The following is a 22,771-nucleotide window of genomic DNA, read 5'->3' as shown; positions in this document are numbered from 1 at the left end:
TTTGGTCAGAGACCTGCCCTGCTGCGCAGGGACTCGACCCGGTCGGTCCGTTCCCAGGTGAATTCCGGCAGTTCCCGGCCGAAATGCCCGTAGGCCGCCGTCTTGTGGTAGATGGGACGGAGCAGATCGAGGGTTTCGATGATCCCCCGCGGCGTCATGTCGAACTCGTCCAGGGCGATGCGGGCGATTTCGTTGGACGGAATCTTGCCGGTACCGAAAGTGTTGATCATCACCGAAACCGGCTTGGCGACGCCAATGGCGTAGGCGACCTGGACCTCGCACTTGTCGGCCAGACCGGCGGCAACAATGTTCTTGGCCACGTAGCGCGCCATGTAGGACGCGCTGCGGTCGACCTTGGAAGGATCCTTTCCGGAAAAGGCGCCGCCGCCGTGCGATCCCTGACCGCCATAGGTGTCAACAATGATCTTGCGACCGGTCAGGCCGCAATCGCCCATCGGGCCGCCGACGACGAAGCGCCCCGTCGGATTGATGAAGAACTTGGTCTTTTCGTCGAGCAGATCAGCGGGGATGACCCTCTTCACCACCTCCTCGATGATCCCTTCCTTGAGCGTCTCGTAGGTGACGTCGGGCGTATGCTGCGTGGAGACGACCACGGTATCGACCCGCACCGGCCGATCGTTGATGTACTGGATCGAAACCTGCGACTTGCTGTCGGGACGCAGAAAAGTGAGCAGCCCGCTCTTGCGAACATCGGCCAGCCGCTTGGTCAGTTTGTGGGCGAACATGATCGGCATCGGCATCAGCTCGGGAGTCTCGTTGCAGGCATAGCCGAACATCAGCCCCTGGTCGCCGGCGCCCTGCTCCTTGAACAGCCCCTCGCCCTCAGTCACCCCCTGGGCGATATCGGGCGACTGCCGGTCGATGCTGGTCAGCACGGCGCAGGTCTCGTAATCGAAGCCCATCGACGAGTCATCGTAACCGATCTCCTTGATCGTCCTGCGCACGATGTCGGGCATGTCGACATAGGCCGAGGTAGTAATCTCGCCGGCGATGATGGCCATGCCGGTGGTCACCAGCGTCTCACAGGCGACGCGCGCCTTGGTGTCCTGCTCGAGGATGGCGTCGAGAATGGCGTCGGAAATCTGGTCGGCAACCTTGTCGGGATGCCCTTCACTCACGGATTCCGAGGTAAACAGAAAGTCGGTCATGGCCATGGACGGAATTCCTCCTTCATTGCTGTGCCGGAAAACAGGCGCGCTATTCTAGGGATGAGTGCCCTGCCGTGTCAAGCAGCGCGTTGCAACCGTCTCAGATGTTGGTTGTACCGTATATACCGGGAAAGCGACTGGCCATCTCCTGTTCGAGAAAAGCGGCGACCTCGGTCGCGGTCTTCATCTCGAGCGCCGCCGCCAACAGCTCCTCGGCCTCGCTTCTGCGGACCTGCCGGACGATGCGTTTGACCCGTGGAATGCAGGGCGCGTTCATCGACAGCTCGGTAAATCCAAGCCCGAGCAGAATCGGCAGGTAGAGGGATTCGGACGCCATCTCACCGCACATGGCAACACTGATGCCGGCCCTTCTCCCCGCCTCGCAAACCATCCGCAACGCCCTGAGAATGGCCGGATGCAGCGGTTCGTACAGATAGGCGACGTGCTCGTTGCCGCGATCAACCGCCAGACAGTACTGCACCAGATCGTTGGTGCCGACCGAAAAGAAATCGACCTCCTCGGCAAGCTGGTCGGCGATGAAGGCCGCTGCCGGGGTTTCGACCATGATGCCGGCCGCCAGACGATCGTCGAACAGCAGGCCCTCGGATTTGAGTTCGTCCTTCGCCTCCTCGAGCATGGCGCGGCAACCCCGCACCTCGGCCACTCCGCTCACCATGGGGAACATGACCCGCACCGGACCGTGGACCGAGGCCCGCAGAATCGCCCGCAACTGCGTCTTGAACAGACTGCGATCGGCGAGCGAAAAACGAACACCCCGCAGGCCGAGAGCCGGGTTGGCCTCGTCCGCAAGGTTGATGTCGGGAACGAACTTGTCACCGCCAACATCGAGGGTGCGGATGGTGACCTCGTGCGGGGCAACACTTTCGATCAGCTGCCGGTAGGCCTGGTACTGCTCTTCTTCGTCCGGAGGCGTCAGCCGGCCGAAAAAGAGGAACTCCGACCGATAGAGTCCGATCCCCTCGGCGCCCTGTTCCCTGACCTGGTCGACCTCGATGGGCAACTCGACATTGCCGCGCAGAATCAGCCGGTGGCCGTCCGGCGTCTCGGCCGGCAGGGTGCGGTAGCTGAGCAGCTCCTTCTCGAAATACTCGTAGCGCTGCTTCTTCTGCAGGTACTCCCTGAAGGTCGATTCGGTCGGGTTGAGAATGACCGTGCCGGCGCCGCCATCGATAATCATCGGGGTGCCGCCTGGAACCATGGCCGTCACGTTCTCGAGACCGACGACGGCCGGTATGCCCAGCGACCGGGCGACAATGGCGGTATGGGAGGTGCGGCCGCCGACATCGGTAACGAAACCGAGCACCTTGTCCCGGTCGATCTGCATGGTCTCGGCCGGCGAAAGGTCATGCGCCACGACGATGGCCTTGTGATCGAGCTGCGACAGCTCCTGGCGCGACTCGCCCATCAGGTTGCGCAGCAGCCGTTCGCCGATCGACTCGACATCGCCGGCCCGGTCGCGCAGATACTCGTCCTCGATGTTGGCGAAGACCGAGCGGAACCGGTCGAGGGCCCGCTTGAGGGCGCCTTCGGCGTTGAGCAGCCGGTCGCGGATGCCATGCACCGTCTCGTCGTGGAGCATCTGGTCGTTGAGCATCATCAGGTGGGTGTCGATGATGTAGAGATGCTCCTCGGGATGCTGTACCGCGATCTTGCGCTTGACTTCCTCGAGCTGGCGCCGAGACTGTTCGACCGCCTCCTCGAAGGCGGCGACTTCGGCATCGACGTCGCTCGGATCGATCGAACGTTCGATGGCGGCCATGCGGGCACGGCTGAGCAGATGCGCCTGTCCGATGGCGATCCCCGGCGAGACGCCGATTCCGACCAGAAAGGTGTCGGGAACTATTTCAGTCTTCGCCGAAACCATCTTCGATCAGTCCGCCGAGAGTCTCCATCGCCTCGGCCTCATCCTCTCCATTGATGGATATGCGGATAACCGATCCCTTCGGCGCGGCAAGCATGAGAATCCCCATGATGCTCTTGCCGTTCACCTCCAGATCGTCCTTGCCGACCAGAATGTCCGCCTTGAACTTCGTGGCCGTCTGCACCAGTTGTGCAGCGGCGCGAGCATGCAGTCCGAGACGGTTGACAATGGTGAAAGTCCTTTCAATCATCCCCCAAAGAATCCTTTCGACAGCAACTCCACCAGCAGGGAAAACCTCACTGCAGGAACATCGCCAGCGGTATCATCAATGCAACCACACTGAAAATGATCATCAACGGCGATACGCCGATGCGCACCAGCCAGCCAAAAACGCAGACCGCCGGCAGCGCCAGCAGCCCCCAGGCAGGCGCCGCCCCTTCCCGTTCGAGGCCACTGACCATCCAGGTGGCACAGAGACCGCCGAGCAGCACGACCGTCGCCTCCTTGATCCGGATGGCCAGATCCGGCAGCCGCCAGCGCTGAATGGTTTCGACCATGCCGCCACCTTCCCGATAGCCGCGATAAAAGCAGACGAGCCGAAAATAGATGGCCGGCAGATTGAAGACCACCAGCAGCACCGCCGCGCCCCAGAACGAACCCCGAACGGCAAAGAAGAGGCCCATGACCGCCGCCAGCGGCCGCAAACCGCCCCAGAACAGGGCATCGCCCATGGCGGCGTAGGGAGCCATCAGCATGTTGCCGAAATCGGTCCCGGCCATCCCGGAACGAGACTTTCCACCATCCTCCCCGAACCGGAGCATTCCCCCCAGAACCGGCGAGGCCAGAAAGGGGTGGGTGTTGAAATAGCCCAAAAAACGACGCAAGACGGCGATGCGTTCTTCACCCCGATAGAGGGAACGAATGGCCGGCGCCATGACGAACAGGACCCCCAGCCCCTGCATCTTTTCGAAACTCCAGCTGGCCTGCAGCAGAAAGGTTCGCCAGGCACAGCGACGCAGAACAGCCTTCGACAATGCTGCTCCGGTCATCAGAACACCCATGCCGCAAGATAGACGGCCAAAAACGAGGCTCCGAACAGGGTCAGCGCCCGACTGACATTCAGAGTCGCGATCAGTACCGCCGCACCTACCAGTGGCAGGGCCAGTTCGACCGGCAACCTCACGCTGCCGACCAGCGGCATGCCGATGGGCAACAAAACGATGGCGACAAGATAGCCACCCAGGGCGATCACCAGGTAAGTCATCAGTCCGGCCTGGGCAAAATGAACCAGTCCGCGCAGGTGGAGGCGTTCGATCTGCCTGTCCCGGCCGGCTTTCAAAGCCGCCTCCACCCGACCCGGCAGCCGGTCATTGCGCCTTCGCGCCCAGTGATCGAACCACTGCCCCACCTTGCCCAGGGGAATCGCCAGCAGCAGACAGAACAGAGGAAGCGCGCCTAGCGTGTCTCCGCCGTCGGCCAGCAGAGCCGTCAGGGTGGTCGCGCCGATGGCGACCTGGGTATCGTCGGGCGGAATCGCCGCCCCGACCGGCAGCCGACCGAGCCAGACCAGCTCGGTCAGGGCGCCGACGAGCAGTCCCGCCTCCGGCACCCCAAGCAGCCAGCCGGCGACGGGGGCACAGACCAGCGGTCGGCAGAGCATCACCTGCCCGAGGGCCATGCGATCCAGTCCGGCGACCAGCGCCACCGCCGCCCCCGGCAGCAGCGGCCAGAGTTCGAAAGACGAAAAACTCACGGAATCAGCTTCCTCCAGGGCCGCGCCCGATCCCCCGGCACACACTGGGAAACGATGCGGACGCCTTCTTCCTTCTCCAGCCGGTCCAGATTGCCGATGTCCTGTTCGTCGAGGGCGATGGTGCAGCTGTAGCGCAGTTTTCCCTCGCCGGCATGCATGTTACCGAGGTTGAGGGTATCGAAGGGAAAACCGAGCTGATGGGCCCTGAGAGCGTCATCCGAGGTCTCGAACAGCAGCAGCACCCGGCGCTCCAAAAGCCGACCGTTGCTGAACTGCTCCTGCAGTTCCTCCACCGAGCCGATAATGACCTGGATGTTCCGGGGCACGGCGGCCGCCATCATCGTTCGCCGCAGAGGTTCGGCCGCAACCCGGTCGTTAGCCACCACGATGCAGTCGGCCCGGGTATGCGGAACCCAGGCCTCGAGTACCTGCCCATGAATCAGCCGGTTGTCTATGCGGGCGAGAACAACTGCCATGTCACCTGCTCCATCCCGACGATCAGAATCAACGAAGGAATTCACTGGCCAGTACGATACTCTGCTGGCCATAGGCCTTGAGCATGTCGCACAGCTCTTTCAACCCCAATCTGTCGTGGCTGTTGAAGAATTTGATCACCATCGGGAGATTGACGCCGGTCACCACCTCGACGCTCTCCGGCTTCAGAAAAGTGAGGCTGACGTTGGAAGGCGTCCCCCCGAACATGTCGGTCATGATCACCACCCCCCCGCCGTCCTGGCTGACCGCCTCGACTGCCGCTCCGATCTCGCGCTGGATGTCGTCCAGCGAATGTTCGCGCATGATGGCGACCGCCCGGGCATTGCGGCAGGGACCGATGATCATCTCGGCAGCGGCGAGCAGTTCGTGAGCGAGGCGCGAATGGGTGGCGATGACAAGTCCGATCATCGATCCTATTTCTTGGTTACGTCCCGGTGCAAAACATCGACCTTCAGCTTCCGCCCCGAAAGGGTGTGGCGCAGGGTCTCGACAACGGCGACGCTGCGGTGGCGGCCGCCGGTGCAGCCGATCGACAGGGTCAGGTAGCTCTTCCCTTCCCGCTGGTATTCAGGAAGCAGAAATGCCAGCAAACCGCTGAGCTTGTCAAGAAATGTCCTGCCCAGGGGATTTTCGAGGGCGAACCGGCGGACATCGGGATCCATGCCGGTCAGATGCTTCAGTTCGGAAATGAAATGCGGATTGGGCAGAAAGCGGACATCAAATACCAGATCGGACTCCTTCGGCACCCCGAAACGGAAACCGAAAGATTGCAGCAGCACCGACATGGCCCCCGCTCCGGCGCCGCAGACGGCCTGCACCACCTGGTCGCGCAGCTGATGCGGAGTCAGCCAGGACGAGTCGATCTGCAGCGTCGCCATTTGCTGCAACTGCTGCAGACACTCCCGCTCGCGGGCCACCCCGTCGAGAACCTGACTCGAACCGGCCAGGGGATGCCGGCGGCGGGTCTCGGAAAAACGCCGGACGATCACCTCGTCGTTGGCGTCGAGAAACAGGATGTCGAGGCGATAGCCGGCCCGGCGGACCGCAGCGAAGACATTTTCGAGATCACTGAGAAATTCGCGGCTGCGGACATCGATCACGACCGCCAGTTCGGAAACGTTCACACCGCCCGTGCCGGTCAGGCCGAGGCACTGGGGCAGAAGGGGCAGGGGAAGATTGTCGACAACGAAAAATCCGGCATCCTCGAGGGCGCGTGCGGCACAGCTCTTGCCCGACCCCGAAAGGCCGGTGATGATGACCACCCTGCGTCCGCTCATTCGAGATCGTCTCCGATGATCCGGTGAGCATGCTGCCAGGCCACTTCGGCCATCCGTTTTTCGAGTCGATCCTGAAATTCGACGGCGCTGTTGTAGCCCATCTCCTTGAGCAGCTGGTTTCTCGCCGCCACCTCGACGATGCTGGTGATGTTGCGTCCGGGCCGCACCGGAATCTTCAGCAGCGGAATCTCGATGTCGAGAATGCTGTGAGTCTCCTCCTCAAGACCGAGCCGGTCGTAGGCCCGGCCGTCTTCCCAGGCCACCAGCTCCAGAGCCAGATCGATCTTCTTGCGCTCGCGGATGGCAGCCACCCCGAACAGGTGCTTGATGTTGATGATGCCGAGCCCCCGGATCTCCATGTGATAGTGAAGCAGGTCCATTCCCTCGCCGAACAGGACCGCGGGCAGCTTCTTGCGCACCTTGACCACATCGTCGGCCACCAGACGGTGTCCGCGCAGCACCAGGTCGAGGGCGCACTCACTCTTGCCGATGCCGCTCTTTCCCAGCAGCAGCACGCCAACGCCCAGCACGTCGACCAGCACGCCGTGAATGGTGGTCGACGGCAGCAGACGCTCTTCCAGAAAATTGGTGACGAGGGAAATGAATGTGGAGCTTTGGTGGTGAGTGCGAAGCAGGGGAATCCTGCGTTCTTCCGCCAGCTTGACCAGCAGCTCGGGAACCTGCTGCCCCTTGGTTATGATGAAACCGCAAATTTCAACGGCAAAAAGCTTGCGCAGGTTCTGTTCGACCTTTTCGGCAGGAAGCTGCGCCAGATAGGTGAGTTCGGTCGAACCGAGAACCTGCAGTCGGTCGGCATGCAGGTTCTCGACATAACCGGCCAGAGCCAGACCCGGTTTCTGGATGCGCGGCACCCTGACCTGCCGGCGCAACCCCCCTTCCCCGGAAAGAAGCTCCAGATCAAGTCCGGCCTCCTTTTCGCTCAGTATTTCTTCGATGGTGATTCCAGGCATTCCACGCATCCCGGCTGGCTGGAAAGGGCCAGCCTACTGTCGCCCCCGGGCTAGAGCTGCTCCTCCTGGCGGGCAATGATGTCATAAATCGCCCCCGCGTCCTCGGCATCAATCAGGGATTGCCGCACTTCGGCGTTTTTCAGCAGCTTGGAAATGCGGGCCAAGGTCTTGAGATGAACTCCGACCGAATCCTCGGGTGCGACCAGCAGAAAAAAGAGCCGGGCCGGCTGGCCGTCCATGGAGTCGAAGTCGACCCCGCTGCGGCTGCGGCCGAAGGAAAGGAGCAACTTGTCGAGATGCTTGAGCTTGCCGTGGGGAATAGCCACGCCGTCGCCGATGCCGGTGCTGCCCAGTCGCTCGCGCTCCTTGAGCACATCCACGACCTCGTCCCGGTTGAGCCCGGGTTCGACCCTGAGCAGGGCATCGGTCAACTCGACAAGGACATCGTTTTTGCTGGCGGCCTTCAGTTCGGGATTGATCGCTTCCGGATTCAACAGTTCAGTCAGTTTCATCACTGGTCACACACCGAATAGACGGCAGGGGAAGAGGTGTCCCCCCCTTCCCCTGCGTTTGAATGAATTTTTCAGTCTTTCTGTTGCGAAGTGATCAGGCCGTAGTTGCCGTCACTGCGACGGTAGACGACATTGAGCTCCTCGGTGTCGGCATCGGTGAAGACAAGAAAATTCTTTTCCAGCAGATCCATCTGCATGACCGCCTCCTCAACCGACATCGGCTTGACGAAAAAGGTCTCGGTCCTGATGATCACCGGCTCGGCATCGACCTCCTCGAGGCTCTCTGCCTGAACGATCGCCTTGCGCACCTGCCGCTCGCGGCCCGACAACGGCTTGTGCCGCTTGATGCGCTCCTTGTAACGGCGCAGCTGCCGCTCTATCTTGTCGACGGCCGAATCGATGGCGGCGTACATGTCGTTGGTGGTTTCGGTTCCCTTGATGATGATGCCCTTGGCCACCAGCGTCACCTCGACGCAGTGCCTGATCTTCTTCTCGACCGACAGAACGGCCTGGGCGTCGATCGGTTCGTCGATGTACTTCTTGACCCGGGCAAGCTTCTCCTCGAGATATTCGCGGATCGGCGCGCTGACTTCCATGTGCCTGAATGTCGTGGTAACTTGCATGCAAACCTCCTGATCAACCAGCCAGTTAGGGTAACCTGTGTGAAAAAGTATAGCCTTTGCGGGGCGATTGGCCAGTTAAAAGAGCCTTTTACGTTCCGTTGACGAGCCGATGCCCAGCATCTCTCTGTATTTGGTTACCGTACGGCGGGCGATGTCGATATTGTATTGGCGCAGAATCTCGACGATCTTCTGATCGGAGTAGGGTTTCTTGGGATCCTCTCCGGCGATGATCTCCTTGATCTTGCTCTTGACGCTCTCCGAAGCAATGGTCTCGCCCCGGGTGGTGCTTATACCGCTGTTGAAGAAGAACTTCAACTCAAAAAGCCCCTGCGGCGTCTGTACGTACTTGTTGGTGGTGACCCGGCTGATGGTCGATTCGTGCATCTCGATATCCTCGGCCACGTCGCGCAGAACCAGAGGCTTGAGATATTCGATCCCCTTGTCGAAAAATTCGCGCTGGAACTTGACGATGCTCTTGGTCACCTTGTAGATGGTGCGCTGCCGCTGGTGAATGCTCTTGATCAGCCACAGGGCACCGCGCATCTTTTCCTGGATGTACTCGCCCGCCTTCGGATCGATGTTGCTGTTGCCTGACAGGGCGGTCCGGTAGAAGGAGTTGATCTTCAGGTTGGGCAGCCCCTCGTCGTTGAGAACGACAACATATTCGTCGCCGATCTTGTGCACGAAGATGTCGGGGGTGATGTAATGGATGTCGTCACTGTCGTAGGCGCTGCCCGGCCGGGGATCGAGGTTGGAAATGATCTTTGCCGCCCCCAGGACCTCGTCCAGGCTGACACCGAGGGCGCGGGCGATCGCCTGGTACTTGCGTGATTCGAGCTCGGCGATGTGATCGCGGAGGATGGTCTCGACCAGCGAACCCTCCATGCCGAGATGTCGCACCTGCCTGAGCAGACATTCCTGCAGGTTGCGGCAGGCGACGCCGGGCGGATCGAAATCCTGGACCACCTCCAGCGCCTTCTCCACGTCCTGCAGCGGGGCACCCGAACTTTCGGCGATCTCCTCCAGACTCGCCTGCAGATAGCCGTCACCACCCAGGTTGCCGATGATTTCGGCGGCGATGGCCCGGATGCGGTCGTCCACCCTGCTCAGGTTGAGCTGCCACATGAGATGTTCGGCCAGGGTGCTCTTGCGGGTCAGCAGGTTCTCGTACGAGGGGCGGTCTTCGTCATCCTCGTAGATGTCGGGCGCCGTGCTCGACTGGGTGTACCCCTCGAGATAGGCCTGCCAGTCGACTTCGTCCCTGAGCGCGGAAGGTTCCTGGGGCATCTCCTCCGCGATTTCGGCCTCGGGAGCCGCTTCCGGTACATCTTCCGCCGCTTCCGGACCGTCGATTCCCTCGCCGGCCTCGGCCTCGATCCCCTTTTCCTCGGGCAGGTCCGAGCTCTCTTCCAGAACCGGATTTTCTTCCAGTTCCTGACGGACGACGTCGATGAGCTCCATCCTGGAGAGCTGCAGCAGCTTGATCGCCTGCTGCAGCTGCGGGGTCATGACAAGCTGTTGACTGAGTTTAAGCTGCTGGCGTATTTCCAGTGCCATTCAAACTCCCATTCACGGTCGGTATTGCCGAGAGAATACCATCGCACCGCACTTTTCTAAAGACGAAACTTGTCGCCGAGATAGATCTCCCGCGCCCTCTCGCTGGCCGCGATCTCCTCGGGGGTTCCGTACTCGAGAACCTCCCCTTCGTTGAGGATGTAGGCCCGATCGCAGACACCGAGGGTTTCACGTACATTGTGATCGGAAATCAGAATGCCGATCCCGTTCTCCCTGAGATGCCTGATGATGTTCTGAATATCGATGACCGCCAGCGGATCGATGCCGGCGAAGGGTTCGTCGAGCAGAATGAAGTCGGGTTCGATGACCAGCGCCCGCGCGATTTCCAGCCGCCGTCTCTCGCCGCCCGACAGGGCATATCCATAACTGGCGGCTACGTGCGTCAACCGCAGATCCTCAAGCAACTGCCGCTTGCGCTGCTGCTGCTGCTCCCGACTCAGATCAAGAGTTTCGAGAATGGCCAGCAGATTCTCCTCGACCGTCAGCTTGCGGAAAACCGAGGCCTCCTGAGGGAGGTAGGAAATGCCTGACCGGGCGCGTCGATACATGGGCATCTCGGTCAACTCCCTGTCGTCGAGAAAGACCCGGCCGCTGTCGGGCTTGACCAGGCCGACGACCATGTAGAATGACGTGGTCTTGCCGGCACCGTTCGGGCCGAGAAGACCGATCACCTGTCCCGAAGAGACCTCGAGATCGACATTTTTGACCACCTGCCGCCTCTGGTAGGTCTTGCAGAGCTTTTCAGCGCGCAGGGTTTTGGCCATTATCCTTGCTCCGTGGATGGAAAAGCGCCCTGACCCGTTCCTTCTCTCCTCCTTCGACCAGGCTGCGCTTTTCGTCCAGAAAGACTGTTATCCGCTCGCCGGCCACGAAATCCTTGCCCTGGTTCACCCGCGGGTCGCCGGTCAGAACGATCGTCGCCTCCTGCCGGTCGAAGACGGCCTTCTGCCCCGTCGCCACCCTCTCACCCTGGATGATGCGCACATCCTCTTCGGCAACGATGGTGCGAATCTGCCGTCCCTGCCGATAATGGACGGTCAGCCGTCCGGCGTGGATGGTCAGATCGTCCTGCCTGCCGACAACGTGGCCGATGAAAACGACCGTCTTGCTGACATCGTCCGCTTCGAGCCGGTCGGAGGTGATCTCGAGCGGCGCGTCCCGGTTGAAAGCATCGGCCGCCGGCACTGGACAGGGCACGGCCAGCAGACAGACAAGAAAGATAAGACAGAACCGTCGTTTCATCCCCGCTCCTCGGCAAGCGGCCCGAGCTGCCAGCGTGACCAGACGTCCGAAAGCAGCCGCAGCCTGCGTTGATCGACAAACAGGCGCAATCCGCGCCCGCGCACTTCCATCGCCGTCGAGGTCAGGCGCACCGGACCATCCGTCCAGACCAGCCGTCGGTTCTGGTCGTAGAACATGCGCTCCGACGTCAGGACATAGCCTCTGTCGTCACTGGCCCGCACGTGGCCGAAAGCCTCGAGCCGCCCTGAACGGCTGTCCCAGACGCCGCGATCGGCGGTCAGGCGCAGATCACCGCGCCCCTCCCGGCCATAGAAGACCAGGTCGACCTGCCGCAGCCGGGTCACCCCGGCCTGCAGGTCGTGACTGCCACCGACGGCCCGCAGCCGCCAGACGGCACGGCCGTTGCGGGTTTCGGTATAGTCGATGTTGTCCAGGGAAAGATCGGCGTCTCCGGCGGGCTGTGCCGTCGTGATCGCCTCCTCGACCGGCTGGTAACGCCGGCCGACAACGAAGGCCAGCAGCACGGCGAGTACGACAAAGGCGACCAGAAGCATATTTCGGAACGACAGAAGGGCTTTCATAGGCGGGAGGCAGTATAGCATCGGCGACAGTGCGAGTAAAGCCACCCGAAGACTCTTGGCACAACTTTTGTATTCAATCCTGCCAGTAGCGGGCCGTGACCTCCTCCCAGTCGCCGCGGGCCTTGAGAATCATCTCGCAGATCTCCCGAACCGCACCGTCACCTCCCCGTCTGGAGGCCACGTAATGGACGTGCGAAACCAGATCCTCGCAGGCGTCCGCCACCGTCGCAGCGAACCCGACCCGGCGCAGGATCGGCAGATCGACCAGGTCGTCACCAACGTAGGCGACTTCGTCCTCCCCCAACCCCTCCTGCTCGAGAATGCGGCGGAAAGGAAGCAGCTTGTTCTTGCTGCCCTGAACGACCAGATCGACCCCGAGTTCCCGCATCCGGTGGGCAACCACCCGGGACTGGCGGCCGGTGATGATGCCGATGCGCACCCCGGAGCGCTGCAGCAGCTTCATACCGTGTCCGTCGCGCACATGGAAGGCCTTGGTCTCCTCGCCGCGATCGTTGATGATGATACGGCCGTCGGTCAGAACGCCATCGACGTCGAGCAACAACAGCCGTATTTTCCGCAGTCTGTCTTCCATTTCCTTCATTCAGATGACTCCGGCCTTGAGCAGATCGTGCAAATGGACGATGCCGACCGGGACCCTGGCCTGGTCGTCCTCGAAAACGAACAGGGAAGTGATGGAAAACTCTTCCATCCGCTGCAGGGCCTTGGCCGCCAGGTTCGAACGCAGAATCCGTTTCGGATGGCAGGTCATGACCTCGCGCATCGGCCGCTCGAGAACCTCGTAGCCCCTCTCCAGCGCCCGGCGCAGATCGCCGTCGGTAAAGACGCCGACCAGTTCGCCCCGCCCGTTCACCACGCCGGTGATGCCGAGTTTCTTGCTGGTTATCTCGAACAGACCGTCACGCAGCAGGGTCTCCTCGGAAACCAGGGGGACATCCTCACCGGTATGCATCATGTCCTCGACCCGAAGCAGCAGCCGCTTGCCGAGAGCTCCGCCGGGATGAAACAGGGCAAAGTCCTCTTCGCTGAAACCACGCTCCGCCAGCAGGGTCACGGCCAGAGCATCCCCCATGGCCAGGGTGGCGGTGGTACTCGCCGTCGGCGCCAGCCCCAGCGGACAGGCCTCCTCGGCCACCGAAATGTCAAGAAAGACGTCGCCGGCCCGGGCCAGGGTGCTGTTCGGCTGTCCCGACATGGCGATCAGCGGCAGCCCCATCCGCTTGATGACGGGCAGGATGCGCACCACCTCTTCCGTCTCGCCCGAATTGGAGACGGCGATCACCACATCCCCCTTCATCAGCATGCCGAGATCGCCGTGAATCCCTTCGGCCGGATGCAGAAAGAGCGCCGGCGTCCCGGTCGAGGCCATGGTGGCGGCTATTTTCTGGCAGATCAGCCCCGATTTGCCCATGCCGGTGATGACCACCCGGCCCTTGCAGTCGAGAATCATCCGTACGGCCCGGCTGAACGCTCCGTCGATCCGGTCACGCAGGGCCAGAACGGCTTCGGCCTCGATTTCGAGCACGCGTCTGGCTTTTTCGATCATGCTCCCTCCTGTCCGGCTGCCTGGCCGGTCTTGACCAGCCGGTCGATCCGCAATATCTCGCCGATGAGGGATTCCAGCTGATCGAGCGGCAGCGAGTTCGGACCGTCGCACAGGGCCCGGTCCGGATCGTCGTGCACTTCCCAGAAGAGGGCGTCGACCCCCATGGCGACGGCGGCCCGCGAAAGGCCGGCGACGAACTGCCGCTGGCCGCCGGAGGAATCGCCGGCCCCCCCGGGCAACTGGACGGCGTGGGTGGCGTCGAACACCACCGGTACCCCCAGCTCCCGCATCAAGGCCAGCGACCGCATGTCGACCACCAGGTTGTTGTAGCCGAAGGTGGTGCCGCGTTCGGTAAACAGCACCGACTCGCCACCGGCCTCCCCGATCTTGGTCAGCACGTTGCGCATGTCCCAGGGGGCCATGAACTGCCCCTTCTTGACATTGACCACCTTGCCGGTGCGCGCCGCCGCCTGCAGCAGATCGGTCTGCCGGCAGAGGAAGGCCGGGATCTGGAGGATATCGAGCACCTCGGCGGCGGCTTCGACCTGCCCGGTTTCGTGGATGTCCGAAATCAGCGGCAACCCGGTCTTCTCCCGGACCCGGGCGAGTATCTCCAGCCCCCTTTCCAGCCCCGGTCCGCGGTACGATTTCGAGGAGGAGCGGTTGGCCTTGTCGAAGGATGCCTTGAACACCAGGCCGAATCCGAGCCTGGCGCTCAGTCCGGCCAGAAAATCAGCGATCCGCAAAGTCCGGTCGAGATCTTCGATCACACAGGGTCCGGCGATCAGCACCAACGGTTCGTTTCCGCCGATACTCAAACCGGCGACTTTCACTCTCTTCATGCGTCTCCCCTTCTGGCCTGCCCCTGCTTCAGGCAGGCACCGACAAAGGATTCGAACAAGGGATGCGGATCCATCGGCCGGGACTTGAACTCGGGATGGAACTGGCAACCGAGAAACCAGGGATGATCCTTCATTTCGACGATCTCGACCAGATCCGAATCGGGATTGATCCCGGAGAGAACCAGCCCGCATTCCTGCAGCCGTTCGCGATAGGCGTTGTTGAATTCGTAGCGGTGACGATGCCGTTCGGAAATCTGGTCGGTGCCGTAGATGCGGCGGGCCAGGGTCCCTTCGCCGAGAACGCAGGGATAGGCGCCGAGGCGCATGGTCCCCCCCTTGCCGCGCACCCGCTTCTGTTCTTCCATGATGTGGATGACCGGATTTTCGGCATCGTCGTGAAATTCGGAGGAATGGGCATCCTCGATGCCGCAGACGTTGCGGGCGTATTCAACCACCGCCATCTGCATGCCGAGGCAGATGCCGAAAAAGGGAATCCGCTGCTCGCGCGCATGACCGATGGCGGCGATCTTGCCTTCGCTCCCCCGTTCGCCGAAACCGCCGGGCACCAGAATTCCATCGACATCGTCGAAGGTGGCGTTGATGCCGTGCCGCTCGAGGGATTCGGAATCGACATACTTCAGGTTGACCCGGCAGTTGTTGGCGATGCCGCCGTGGACCAGAGCCTCGGACAGGGATTTGTAGCTCTCCTTCAGCTCGACGTACTTGCCGACGATGGCGATCGTCGTCTCCCCGGCCGGCTCCTTGACCCGCTGCACGATCCGCTCCCAGGCCGACAGGTCCGGGGCCTTGGTCCAGATATTCAGATAGTCGATGATCCGCTCGTCGAGCCCCTCGTTGTGAAAGGCGATCGGCACTTCATAGATCGACTGCACGTCACGGGCGGTGATGACCGCCTCTTCGCGGACATTGCAGAACAGGGCGATTTTCGCCTTCATGTCGCGCGGGATCTCCCGGTCGCAGCGACACAGAAGGATGTCGGGCTGGATGCCGATTTCGCGCAGTTCCTTGACGCTGTGCTGGGTCGGCTTGGTCTTCAGCTCCCCCGCCGTCTGGATGTAGGGAACCAGGGTGAGATGGATGTAGAGGACGTTGTCAGCCCCCCGGTCGGCCCGGAACTGGCGGATGGCCTCGAGAAAGGGGAGCGACTCGATGTCGCCGACGGTGCCACCAACCTCGACGATGGCCAGATCGACTCCCCTGGCGTTCTCGAGAATCTTGCTCTTGATTTCGTTGGTGATGTGCGGAATGACCTGCACCGTGCCGCCCAGATAATCGCCCCGGCGCTCCTTGCGGATGACCGAGTCGTAGACCTGGCCGGTGGTGAAATTCGACTTCCGGCTGAGAGTCGCCGACGTGTAGCGCTCGTAGTGACCGAGATCGAGATCGGTCTCGGCCCCGTCGTCAGTCACGAACACCTCGCCATGCTGGAAGGGACTCATGGTCCCGGGATCGACATTGATGTAGGGGTCCATCTTCTGCATGGAGACCCGCAGGCCCCTCGCCTCCATCAGGGCGCCGATGGCCGCCGCCGACAGCCCCTTGCCGAGTGAACTGACGACACCGCCGGTAATGAAGAGAAACTTGGTTTTCATGAAGGCTCCTTGACTCTCATCGCTACGTACGGAATTCACACACCGGCCGGCCGGTCGTTTTCAGCACTCCGACCAGCCGCGTATCATACAATGGCCTTGCGACCGGGGAAAAGACTAAAGCTCCGCCTTGCCCGCAAGCAGGGAACGAACCTGTTCCAGATCCTCCGGGGTATCGACCCCGAGGGAGTGATCGGCTACCTGACGGACCATTATGGCGTATCCGTGCTCCAGCGCCCTGAGCTGCTCCAGCGATTCGAGCTGCTCCAGCGGCGTCCTGGGCAGAGACGGGAAACGCCGCAGGAAGTCCCGCCGGTAGACGTAAAGACCGATATGCCTGCGGGCGGGCGTCACCCGCAGGACCTCGTCCATGCGTTCGGCCATGTCTCGGGGCCAGGGAATGGGCGCGCGGGAGAAGTAGAGCGCCCGCCCCCGTCCGTCGCAGACCACCTTGACCACATTGGGGTTCATGAACTCGTCGGCCGAGGCCAGCGGCGTGCAGAGCGTGCCCATGGCGACACTTTCGTCTTCGAGCAGGGGCTCGGCCGCCAAATCGATGCTTTGCGGATCGATCAGCGGCTCATCGCCCTGCACGTTGATGATCAGGTCGCCGGCAAGCGACTCGGCAACCTCGGCCAGGCGGTCGGTGCCGGTCGGATGGTCGGACCGGGTCATCATCACCTCGCCACCGAAGGCCCGGACGGCATCGGCGATGCGGCCGTCATCGGTCGCCACCAGCACCCGGCGGGCCAGCCGGGAGTCGCGGCACCTCTCGTAGACCCACTGGATCATCGGCTTGCCGAGAAGATCGGCAAGCGGCTTGCCCGGAAACCGGGTCGAAGCGTAACGGGCCGGAATGACGATGGTGATATCCATGCAAACCCTCCAGTAAAGCGGCCGGTGGCACGACAAACAGCGGCGTACTGTAAAGAAAGGCCGAACGGCTGTCAACCGCCCCGAAGCCGGGGCTAGTCGGTCGCCACCCGGAAGGCAACCTCGGCCAGGTCGTGCTCGGCCATGATCAGCAGCACGTAGTGCTTCGCCCCGTCCATGCGGTCATGGAGAACCCGCGGCGAAAGTTCCGCCCGGATGCGGCCATCGGCGACACCGTCACTGTCCCCCGGGACCAGCGAGCTCGGCGATGCCAGACCATCGACCAGACGGAAGGTGCGAATCACCTGTTCGCCTGCATCGGCGACACCGTTGCCGTTGCTGTCGGCCCACTGCTCGATATAGACCGTCTCGCCGGGGAAGCTGAGCGGGCCGATCGACAGAACCAGAGGCCGGTCGGAACCATTTTCGAGCAGCGGCCGGTCGAGACGGGCGGAAAACAGTTCGAACCAGGGACCGGTATCCGTCCGCACCGGCGGCGGTTCAGACTCGACAATCACCAGATGGCACTCGGCATACCCCCGGTTGCCGAAATCGTCAACCGCTTCAACCCGCACGACATGCTCGCCGGGAGCAAGGGGATCAAGAGCCATGCCGGAATACTTGTCGACCACCTCGCCATCCACCAGGACTCTGACCTTTCCCCGCTCGACCTGAAACTGCAGCAACGGAGTGTTGTCGTAGGTCAGGCCGACGGCCGGGGCCAGGATGCGAACGCGGGGAGCCTTCCGTTCAACCTGCAGTTCGAACCGCAGGCGACCGGAATTGCCATGCGCATCACGCGCCGACACGACCAGAAAATAATGACCATTCTCCAGGCCGTCTACATCGATCTCCCAACGGTCGCCGGCCGGATAACGGGCTTCGGACACCCTTGCTCCCGGAACCGTGACAAGGTCGATGAAAGAACCCGGCTCCCTGGTGCCGTGCACGGTCAGGCGACCACCGCCGACAGTCGCAGGCAGGGGGGCAACGGTAAAGACCGGGGGCAGGGTATCGATGACGAATTCCCGCTCAAGCCAGGCGATATTGCCGGCAGCGTCGACACATTCCAGCCGCAGATGATGGGTTCCGTCGGACAGACTCGGCAGACGTTCTTTTGCCGCGACCTGAACGGCTTCGCCGTCGAGAAAAACATTGATCCCGTTCCCTTCACAACGCCAGTCGATGACCGGCTCCGACTCGAGGCTCACCTCCGGCGGACTGAGCAGAACCAGTTGCGGCGGGGTGCGATCGAGAGTAAAGCTCACCATGTCTTCGGCACTTTGTCCCCGCTCGTCACGCACCCGGACCACGATACGATGCAGCCCGTCGCCAAGTTTCTTGAGGGCCTCGTCGACATCCCCAACCTTTTTGCCGTCGAGCAGAATGTCGACGTCTCCCCCGTCGGCATCGTAGACAAGCCGGGGCGTCCGGTTGAGAACCGCCCGGTCGGCCGGAGAATCGATGACAACCCTTGGCAAACCGACGTCAACCTCGGCAGGCAGGTCTGTCCCATTGTCGTTTGCCGGCCGGGATGTCCGGCCGTGCTCATCGGTGCCCCTCACGACCATGTCCGGCTTTTCGCCGGGCCGATAGAAAGTCAGGACATCGAGGACACCGAGCAGCTCGCCGGACGACAACCCGGCAAGGGCATTGCCGGTCCGAACGAAAAGAGCCGGAGAAAATCCCCGCCTGGCAACGACCATACCCTGTCCGTCACGGCCATCCGATTTTCGAACGTAGCCGGCGACCGGAATGAGCCCCCCCCTGCCATTGCGGGAGAGATAACCGGCGCTGACCACCGCCAGATCGACCTCACGGAATCTGTCGAGCCAGTAGTGGAGATTCCTTTCCGAGCGGAACGCCCTGGGCACTACCCTGCGTCCCAGCTGTTCGGACAGATAGGCGGCCAGGGCATCGGCCTGATCCGTCGTCCGAATCAGGTCGCAAACTTCAGGGGTATAGCCGAAAACAAGATCTTTCGCCTGTGCCGGGGACGGCGAGAAGGAGAGCACGACAAGTGAAAACAGAAAAAGACGGCGGAGGCCGGCAGCCAGACGGATGCGGCTGAACCAGGCAGGAGGCATGAAGCAAACCCCTCTTGGAGCAATGATTGGCGACCGGCCGGGCCCGGGCGCGTCGCTCGTGAATCACGCCCTACCTTACACCGGCGTCATGCACAGTTCAAGCACCTTGGCGCGGCCGGACAGACCGTGGCGGCGAGGGGGCCTAGCTCCTGCGGACAAAAATCTCGCGGGCGAGTTCATCGTCGACGGCAAACTCCGAATAACCGACCTTGAAGACATAGCTGGGGAAGGTCCGGCTGAGCAGGATTTCGTTGCCCGGCAACACCCCCATGCTCATCAGCTTCTGCATCTTCTTCTCGTTGTCCGTCGACAGGTAGGCGATCTCGCCCCGCTCGCCCGCCTTCAGCTCAGTCAGGGCGACAACACCGGGGGTTCCCTCGCGGCGGGCCTGCTCGCAGCAGCTACCGGGCGGAATCGGCTTGCCGTGCGGGCAGGTGGTCGGATGGTTGAGCAGCGTGCAGAGCTTGGTATCGACACCGTGATGCAGCAGGTGCTCAAATTCGCAAGCTTTGGCGTTGCCGGCCTCTCCCTTGAAGTCGAGAACGTCCATCATCAGCCTCTCGGCCAGGCGATGCCGACGCACCGTCATCCGGGCCTCCTCCCGTCCCTCGGGCCGCAGGTAGACCCGCTCCCCTTTGACCTCAACATAGGCCAGCTTCTTCAGCTCTTCCAGCCCCTCGTCATCGGAACCGATGCGCAGCCGCTCGAAATGGGCGGCGTTCTCCCCCTCTTCTTCGGTGGCGATCCAGAGCGTCTCGAGAATCTCTTCCGCCTTTTCCGATACGTTCATTTCTTCTTCTCCTTGCGCCCCAGCAACCGCTCGAGAAGAGGCGACGGCAGGGGATTTTCGTAACCGCAATAGGGACAGTGTACCTTGCGACAACCGCCTCCGCAGCGGCCGCAACCCTTCTCGGGCGTTTCTTCGGGAATCTCCCGGTGACAGAAACCGCAGATCATCCTGGCACCCCAGTCAGCAGCAGCAAGCGGTTCAGGCCGAAACCGACACTGAACGCCAGCAGGGTCACAACCGCGAAAATGGCCAGCGACGCCTTCCAGCCACGCTCCTTCTTCATGATCAAAAACTGGGCGACGCAGGGCACGAAAAGGGTCAGCGTCACCGCCGCCACCGTCAACTGGGCTGGGGAGAGAATCCCCTTCGTCTGCAGATCGTAGAGACCAGCGGCACCAAAATCCCGCCGGAAAAAGCCAAAGATGAAGGCGGCGGCGGTCTGGCCCGGCAATCCCAGCAGACGCATCACCGGCTGCATGACCTCAACCAGCCATTGCAAGGCCCCGGTCATCTTGCCCGCCCAGAGAATGACCGACGCCAGAATGAACAGGGGGAAGATTTCAAGGAAATACCACTGCATCCGGGTCAGGGTCTTGACCAGCACGTTGCGCGGCTGCGGCAGGCGCATGGGCGGAATTTCCATGTAGAACATCGGCTTTTCGCCCGGCATCAGCCGGGCCGAGAGAAAGCCGATGAACAGAAAGAGTCCGGCCATGCTGCCGCCCCAGATGACCAGCGCCCCCGGCACGGCGGAGAGCAAGCCAAGAATAACGCCGAGCTGGGCGCTGCAGGGGATGGCGAGCGCCAGCAGCAGGGTGGCGATCAGCCGCTCCCTGCGGGTCTCCAAGGTTCGGGTGACGATGGTCGCCATGGTGTCGCAGCCAAAGCCGAGGACGATGGGAATGACCGCCCGGCCATTGAGACCGATCTGCTTGAAGACCCGGTCGACCAGCATGGCCAGCCGGGGGAAGTAGCCAGAGTCCTCGATTACCGAAAAAGCGATGAAAAAGGTGCCGACGATGGGCAAGACGATGGCCACGGCATAACGGACGCCCAGGGTGAAGATGCCGTACTCGCCGGCCAACAGCTCAAACAGCCAGTTCCAAGGCAGATAGGTGCGGCAGAAATCGATAAACCAGGGGTTGAGATTTTTTTCAAACAGTCCCCCCTCGAGAAAGTCGACGATGGTGCCGGCACCGAAGTTGCCGACAAACTGATAGAGGCCGAAATAGAGCACCAGCAGCAACAGGGGAACCCCCGTCCAAGGATTCATGGTCAGCTCGGAGAGCTTCCCCGCCCAGTCGATTGCTCTCTGTCCGTCCTCGCTGATAACGCCTTCGAGAACCCCCTTGCAGACCCGCTTGCGCTCCAGGCTGATGCGCAAATGCAGATCGACCCGGCGATCGAAGGCGATTTCGTTGATCGCCCCCTCGACCACCGCAAAATTGTCCTTTTCGACCGAACGGACCAGTTCGGTCAGCGACTCGTCACGCTGCATCAACAGCAGCGCCATGGCGCGGGCATCCAGACCGTACTGCCCGCTCAAGCAGGAAGTGACGCGTGAAATGTCGCGCTCGAGATCGACGGCGTAACCGAAGACCGCCTTCTGGCTCGGATCGAAGCCGACAATGGCGGCCCGGATCTCCTTCAGTCCCCGACGCCGGCGAACCGCCGCCCCGACCACGGGAATGCCGAGCTTCTCCTCCAGAAGATGCAGGTCGAAACGCAGACCGAGCCGTTCGGCCTCGTCCAGAATGTTGACCACCAGGATGACCGGCAGGCCGGCCTCGATCAGCTGCAGGGTCATGGGCAGCATGCGCTCGATGTTGCGGGCATCGATGACGTGCAGTACCACATCCGGCCGCTCGTTCAGCAGCATGTCACGCGCCACCCTCTCCTCCTCGGTGATCGGCAGCAACGAATACATGCCCGGCGTGTCCAGCACCTCGTAGCGGACGCCATGAATTTCACAGGTGCCGCGAAAGACCTCGACGCTGGTGCCGGGATAGTTGGAAACCGTGGTATAGGCCCCCGTCAGGGCATTGAACAGAACGCTCTTGCCGACATTGGGGTTGCCGACCAGAAAGATGCGGCGAAGGTTCTGATCGGCCTGTACCGGGTTTTCGACTGCACACTTCATCAAAATGACTCCGTCAGGGAAACACCCCTCTATTGAAAACCGTTTTCAATAGTCCGGCAGAAAACGGGTTCGGAATTTACCGACGATTGCGGAGCATGGAACAACAACGCGGGCGAGCCTTTTTCAGCAGCCCTTTCTTACTTTTTCTTCCTGGCACTTGGCGCACAGACCGTACAGGTCATGGCGGTGACTGGTCATGACGAATCCGTGCCGGGCGGCTATATCCCGCTGAAGCTGCTCGATCCGGCTGTCCTCGAATTCGCTGATGACCCCGCAGGAGATGCAGACCAGGTGATCGTGATGGCTCTTGTCGCCCGTCCACTCGTAACGGATCTGCCCGTCGCCGAAATTGCGCTCCTCGGCCAGACCGCACTCTGTAAAAAGCTTCAGGGTCCGGTGAACGGTCGCATAGCCGATGTTCGGATGCCGGCGGCGCACCTTCTGATAGAGATCTTCGGTGGAAAGATGGGTCGACGAACGCAAAAAGGCATCGAGCACAATCTCCCGCTGCCGGGTCGACTTCAGCCCCTTCTGCAACAGAAAACGCCTGAACTGTTCCTTGCTTTGCCGCATCTCACCTCGACATTCATTGAAAATGGATTTCAATTTAAAAAAGACGGGTGTTCCTGTCAAGAAAAAAAAAATCCCGCCCAGGTCCCCTCTCCGGATATCCCGGCATGATTATTCGTGCCAAATCCGGGTTTCGTCGGGCTTGACCCGCTGTCGACAAACGGCTATTTTTTGGTGATTTTGCAAACCTGCCCGATTCTCGGCAACCCAAAACC

At 61.7% G+C, this 22,771-nt stretch carries 25 protein-coding genes; all 25 read right to left on the bottom strand.

From position 1 onward, the window contains the following. Positions 1 to 5 precede the first annotated feature (5 nt). A complete protein-coding gene (metK, locus tag EDC39_RS02860; protein WP_148894699.1) occupies positions 6 to 1,175 on the bottom strand; it encodes a methionine adenosyltransferase in 1,170 nt (389 codons plus the stop codon). Positions 1,176 to 1,269: 94 nt separating this feature from the next. Beyond that, the gene (gene ptsP, locus EDC39_RS02855) at positions 1,270 to 3,054 is read right to left on the bottom strand and encodes a phosphoenolpyruvate--protein phosphotransferase (RefSeq protein WP_148894697.1); all 1,785 of its coding nucleotides are present in this window, start codon (positions 3,052 to 3,054) and stop codon (positions 1,270 to 1,272) included. After that, positions 3,035 to 3,301: an HPr family phosphocarrier protein gene (locus EDC39_RS02850; protein ID WP_148894696.1), complete on the bottom strand. Its 267-nt coding sequence runs from the start codon at positions 3,299 to 3,301 to the stop codon at positions 3,035 to 3,037. Before EDC39_RS02850 ends, ptsP begins: the two co-directional genes overlap by 20 nt. A gap of 46 nt (positions 3,302 to 3,347) precedes the next feature. Then, on the bottom strand, positions 3,348 to 4,085 hold the full coding sequence (locus EDC39_RS02845) for a PTS system mannose/fructose/sorbose family transporter subunit IID (RefSeq protein WP_187426614.1): 738 nt from the start codon (positions 4,083 to 4,085) through the stop codon (positions 3,348 to 3,350). 14 nt (positions 4,086 to 4,099) lie between these two features. Beyond that, positions 4,100 to 4,804, bottom strand: coding sequence for a PTS sugar transporter subunit IIC (locus EDC39_RS02840; protein WP_148894692.1), 705 nt, complete (start codon positions 4,802 to 4,804; stop codon positions 4,100 to 4,102). After that, positions 4,801 to 5,280 (bottom strand): PTS system mannose/fructose/N-acetylgalactosamine-transporter subunit IIB, encoded by a 480-nt coding sequence (locus EDC39_RS02835; RefSeq protein WP_187426613.1) that lies wholly within the window; start codon positions 5,278 to 5,280, stop codon positions 4,801 to 4,803. The genes EDC39_RS02840 and EDC39_RS02835 overlap by 4 nt, the downstream gene beginning before the upstream one ends. 28 nt (positions 5,281 to 5,308) lie before the next feature. Beyond that, positions 5,309 to 5,707 (bottom strand): PTS sugar transporter subunit IIA, encoded by a 399-nt coding sequence (locus EDC39_RS02830; RefSeq protein ID WP_148894688.1) that lies wholly within the window; start codon positions 5,705 to 5,707, stop codon positions 5,309 to 5,311. A gap of 5 nt (positions 5,708 to 5,712) precedes the next feature. Next, positions 5,713 to 6,576, bottom strand: a complete 864-nt coding sequence (gene rapZ, locus EDC39_RS02825) for an RNase adapter RapZ (RefSeq protein WP_148894687.1) — start codon at positions 6,574 to 6,576, stop codon at positions 5,713 to 5,715. Continuing rightward, the gene (hprK, locus tag EDC39_RS02820; RefSeq protein WP_148894685.1) at positions 6,573 to 7,547 is read right to left on the bottom strand and encodes an HPr(Ser) kinase/phosphatase; all 975 of its coding nucleotides are present in this window, start codon (positions 7,545 to 7,547) and stop codon (positions 6,573 to 6,575) included. The genes rapZ and hprK overlap by 4 nt, the downstream gene beginning before the upstream one ends. Positions 7,548 to 7,597: 50 nt before the next feature. Continuing rightward, on the bottom strand, positions 7,598 to 8,059 hold the full coding sequence (locus tag EDC39_RS02815) for a PTS sugar transporter subunit IIA (RefSeq protein ID WP_148894683.1): 462 nt from the start codon (positions 8,057 to 8,059) through the stop codon (positions 7,598 to 7,600). A 71-nt stretch (positions 8,060 to 8,130) separates the two neighbouring features. Further along, on the bottom strand, positions 8,131 to 8,682 hold the full coding sequence (gene hpf, locus EDC39_RS02810) for a ribosome hibernation-promoting factor, HPF/YfiA family (RefSeq protein ID WP_148894681.1): 552 nt from the start codon (positions 8,680 to 8,682) through the stop codon (positions 8,131 to 8,133). A 75-nt stretch (positions 8,683 to 8,757) separates the two neighbouring features. Beyond that, a complete protein-coding gene (gene rpoN / locus EDC39_RS02805; protein ID WP_148894679.1) occupies positions 8,758 to 10,239 on the bottom strand; it encodes an RNA polymerase factor sigma-54 in 1,482 nt (493 codons plus the stop codon). 56 nt (positions 10,240 to 10,295) lie between these two features. Further along, positions 10,296 to 11,021: an LPS export ABC transporter ATP-binding protein gene (gene lptB, locus EDC39_RS02800; protein WP_148894677.1), complete on the bottom strand. Its 726-nt coding sequence runs from the start codon at positions 11,019 to 11,021 to the stop codon at positions 10,296 to 10,298. Then, a complete protein-coding gene (gene lptA / locus EDC39_RS02795; RefSeq protein ID WP_148894676.1) occupies positions 10,999 to 11,499 on the bottom strand; it encodes a lipopolysaccharide transport periplasmic protein LptA in 501 nt (166 codons plus the stop codon). Before lptA ends, lptB begins: the two co-directional genes overlap by 23 nt. Then, a complete protein-coding gene (lptC, locus tag EDC39_RS02790) occupies positions 11,496 to 12,053 on the bottom strand; it encodes an LPS export ABC transporter periplasmic protein LptC (RefSeq protein ID WP_187426612.1) in 558 nt (185 codons plus the stop codon). Before lptC ends, lptA begins: the two co-directional genes overlap by 4 nt. Before the next feature lie 100 nt (positions 12,054 to 12,153). Beyond that, entirely contained in the window at positions 12,154 to 12,672 is a 519-nt protein-coding gene (locus EDC39_RS02785) for a KdsC family phosphatase (RefSeq protein ID WP_148895079.1), read from the bottom strand. Between the two features lie 9 nt (positions 12,673 to 12,681). Then, positions 12,682 to 13,644: a KpsF/GutQ family sugar-phosphate isomerase gene (locus EDC39_RS02780; RefSeq protein ID WP_148894672.1), complete on the bottom strand. Its 963-nt coding sequence runs from the start codon at positions 13,642 to 13,644 to the stop codon at positions 12,682 to 12,684. Then, complete coding sequence (gene kdsA / locus EDC39_RS02775) at positions 13,641 to 14,486, bottom strand: 3-deoxy-8-phosphooctulonate synthase (RefSeq protein ID WP_148894670.1); 846 nt, start codon at positions 14,484 to 14,486, stop codon at positions 13,641 to 13,643. Before kdsA ends, EDC39_RS02780 begins: the two co-directional genes overlap by 4 nt. Further along, positions 14,483 to 16,099: a CTP synthase gene (locus tag EDC39_RS02770; protein ID WP_148894668.1), complete on the bottom strand. Its 1,617-nt coding sequence runs from the start codon at positions 16,097 to 16,099 to the stop codon at positions 14,483 to 14,485. Before EDC39_RS02770 ends, kdsA begins: the two co-directional genes overlap by 4 nt. A 114-nt stretch (positions 16,100 to 16,213) precedes the next feature. After that, on the bottom strand, positions 16,214 to 16,972 hold the full coding sequence (gene kdsB / locus EDC39_RS02765) for a 3-deoxy-manno-octulosonate cytidylyltransferase (RefSeq protein WP_148894666.1): 759 nt from the start codon (positions 16,970 to 16,972) through the stop codon (positions 16,214 to 16,216). A gap of 92 nt (positions 16,973 to 17,064) precedes the next feature. Next, positions 17,065 to 19,056, bottom strand: a complete 1,992-nt coding sequence (locus EDC39_RS02760) for a substrate-binding domain-containing protein (protein ID WP_148894664.1) — start codon at positions 19,054 to 19,056, stop codon at positions 17,065 to 17,067. A gap of 142 nt (positions 19,057 to 19,198) precedes the next feature. Then, positions 19,199 to 19,846 (bottom strand): metal-dependent transcriptional regulator, encoded by a 648-nt coding sequence (locus tag EDC39_RS02755; RefSeq protein WP_148894662.1) that lies wholly within the window; start codon positions 19,844 to 19,846, stop codon positions 19,199 to 19,201. Beyond that, a complete protein-coding gene (locus EDC39_RS15255) occupies positions 19,843 to 20,013 on the bottom strand; it encodes a hypothetical protein (RefSeq protein ID WP_187426611.1) in 171 nt (56 codons plus the stop codon). Before EDC39_RS15255 ends, EDC39_RS02755 begins: the two co-directional genes overlap by 4 nt. Next, positions 20,010 to 21,986, bottom strand: a complete 1,977-nt coding sequence (gene feoB, locus EDC39_RS02750; RefSeq protein WP_148894660.1) for a ferrous iron transport protein B — start codon at positions 21,984 to 21,986, stop codon at positions 20,010 to 20,012. Before feoB ends, EDC39_RS15255 begins: the two co-directional genes overlap by 4 nt. A gap of 123 nt (positions 21,987 to 22,109) precedes the next feature. Continuing rightward, positions 22,110 to 22,559 carry a Fur family transcriptional regulator gene (locus EDC39_RS02745; RefSeq protein ID WP_148894658.1) on the bottom strand — a complete coding sequence of 150 codons (450 nt, stop codon included), beginning with the start codon at positions 22,557 to 22,559 and terminating at the stop codon, positions 22,110 to 22,112. Positions 22,560 to 22,771 lie beyond the last annotated feature (212 nt).

Source organism: Geothermobacter ehrlichii (genome assembly GCF_008124615.1).
In the GTDB taxonomy this organism is placed as follows: domain Bacteria; phylum Desulfobacterota; class Desulfuromonadia; order Desulfuromonadales; family Geothermobacteraceae; genus Geothermobacter; species Geothermobacter ehrlichii.
This window is presented reverse-complemented; position numbering and strand designations above follow the sequence as displayed.

Coding starts and splice junctions, on each gene's coding strand:
- hpf (WP_148894681.1), bottom strand. CDS start 8,682: ATGCAAGTTACCACGACATTCAGGCACATGGAAGTCAGCGCGCCGATC.
- EDC39_RS02835 (WP_187426613.1), bottom strand. CDS start 5,280: ATGGCAGTTGTTCTCGCCCGCATAGACAACCGGCTGATTCATGGGCAG.
- metK (WP_148894699.1), bottom strand. CDS start 1,175: ATGGCCATGACCGACTTTCTGTTTACCTCGGAATCCGTGAGTGAAGGG.
- EDC39_RS02850 (WP_148894696.1), bottom strand. CDS start 3,301: ATGATTGAAAGGACTTTCACCATTGTCAACCGTCTCGGACTGCATGCT.
- EDC39_RS02785 (WP_148895079.1), bottom strand. CDS start 12,672: ATGGAAGACAGACTGCGGAAAATACGGCTGTTGTTGCTCGACGTCGAT.
- kdsB (WP_148894666.1), bottom strand. CDS start 16,972: ATGGATATCACCATCGTCATTCCGGCCCGTTACGCTTCGACCCGGTTT.
- ptsP (WP_148894697.1), bottom strand. CDS start 3,054: ATGGTTTCGGCGAAGACTGAAATAGTTCCCGACACCTTTCTGGTCGGA.
- EDC39_RS02745 (WP_148894658.1), bottom strand. CDS start 22,559: ATGCGGCAAAGCAAGGAACAGTTCAGGCGTTTTCTGTTGCAGAAGGGG.
- lptA (WP_148894676.1), bottom strand. CDS start 11,499: ATGAAACGACGGTTCTGTCTTATCTTTCTTGTCTGTCTGCTGGCCGTG.
- EDC39_RS02830 (WP_148894688.1), bottom strand. CDS start 5,707: ATGATCGGACTTGTCATCGCCACCCATTCGCGCCTCGCTCACGAACTG.
- EDC39_RS15255 (WP_187426611.1), bottom strand. CDS start 20,013: ATGATCTGCGGTTTCTGTCACCGGGAGATTCCCGAAGAAACGCCCGAG.
- rapZ (WP_148894687.1), bottom strand. CDS start 6,576: ATGAGCGGACGCAGGGTGGTCATCATCACCGGCCTTTCGGGGTCGGGC.
- EDC39_RS02770 (WP_148894668.1), bottom strand. CDS start 16,099: ATGAAAACCAAGTTTCTCTTCATTACCGGCGGTGTCGTCAGTTCACTC.
- EDC39_RS02780 (WP_148894672.1), bottom strand. CDS start 13,644: ATGATCGAAAAAGCCAGACGCGTGCTCGAAATCGAGGCCGAAGCCGTT.
- EDC39_RS02760 (WP_148894664.1), bottom strand. CDS start 19,056: ATGCCTCCTGCCTGGTTCAGCCGCATCCGTCTGGCTGCCGGCCTCCGC.
- rpoN (WP_148894679.1), bottom strand. CDS start 10,239: ATGGCACTGGAAATACGCCAGCAGCTTAAACTCAGTCAACAGCTTGTC.
- hprK (WP_148894685.1), bottom strand. CDS start 7,547: ATGCCTGGAATCACCATCGAAGAAATACTGAGCGAAAAGGAGGCCGGA.
- kdsA (WP_148894670.1), bottom strand. CDS start 14,486: ATGAAGAGAGTGAAAGTCGCCGGTTTGAGTATCGGCGGAAACGAACCG.
- EDC39_RS02755 (WP_148894662.1), bottom strand. CDS start 19,846: ATGAACGTATCGGAAAAGGCGGAAGAGATTCTCGAGACGCTCTGGATC.
- EDC39_RS02815 (WP_148894683.1), bottom strand. CDS start 8,059: ATGAAACTGACTGAACTGTTGAATCCGGAAGCGATCAATCCCGAACTG.
- feoB (WP_148894660.1), bottom strand. CDS start 21,986: ATGAAGTGTGCAGTCGAAAACCCGGTACAGGCCGATCAGAACCTTCGC.
- lptB (WP_148894677.1), bottom strand. CDS start 11,021: ATGGCCAAAACCCTGCGCGCTGAAAAGCTCTGCAAGACCTACCAGAGG.
- lptC (WP_187426612.1), bottom strand. CDS start 12,053: ATGCTTCTGGTCGCCTTTGTCGTACTCGCCGTGCTGCTGGCCTTCGTT.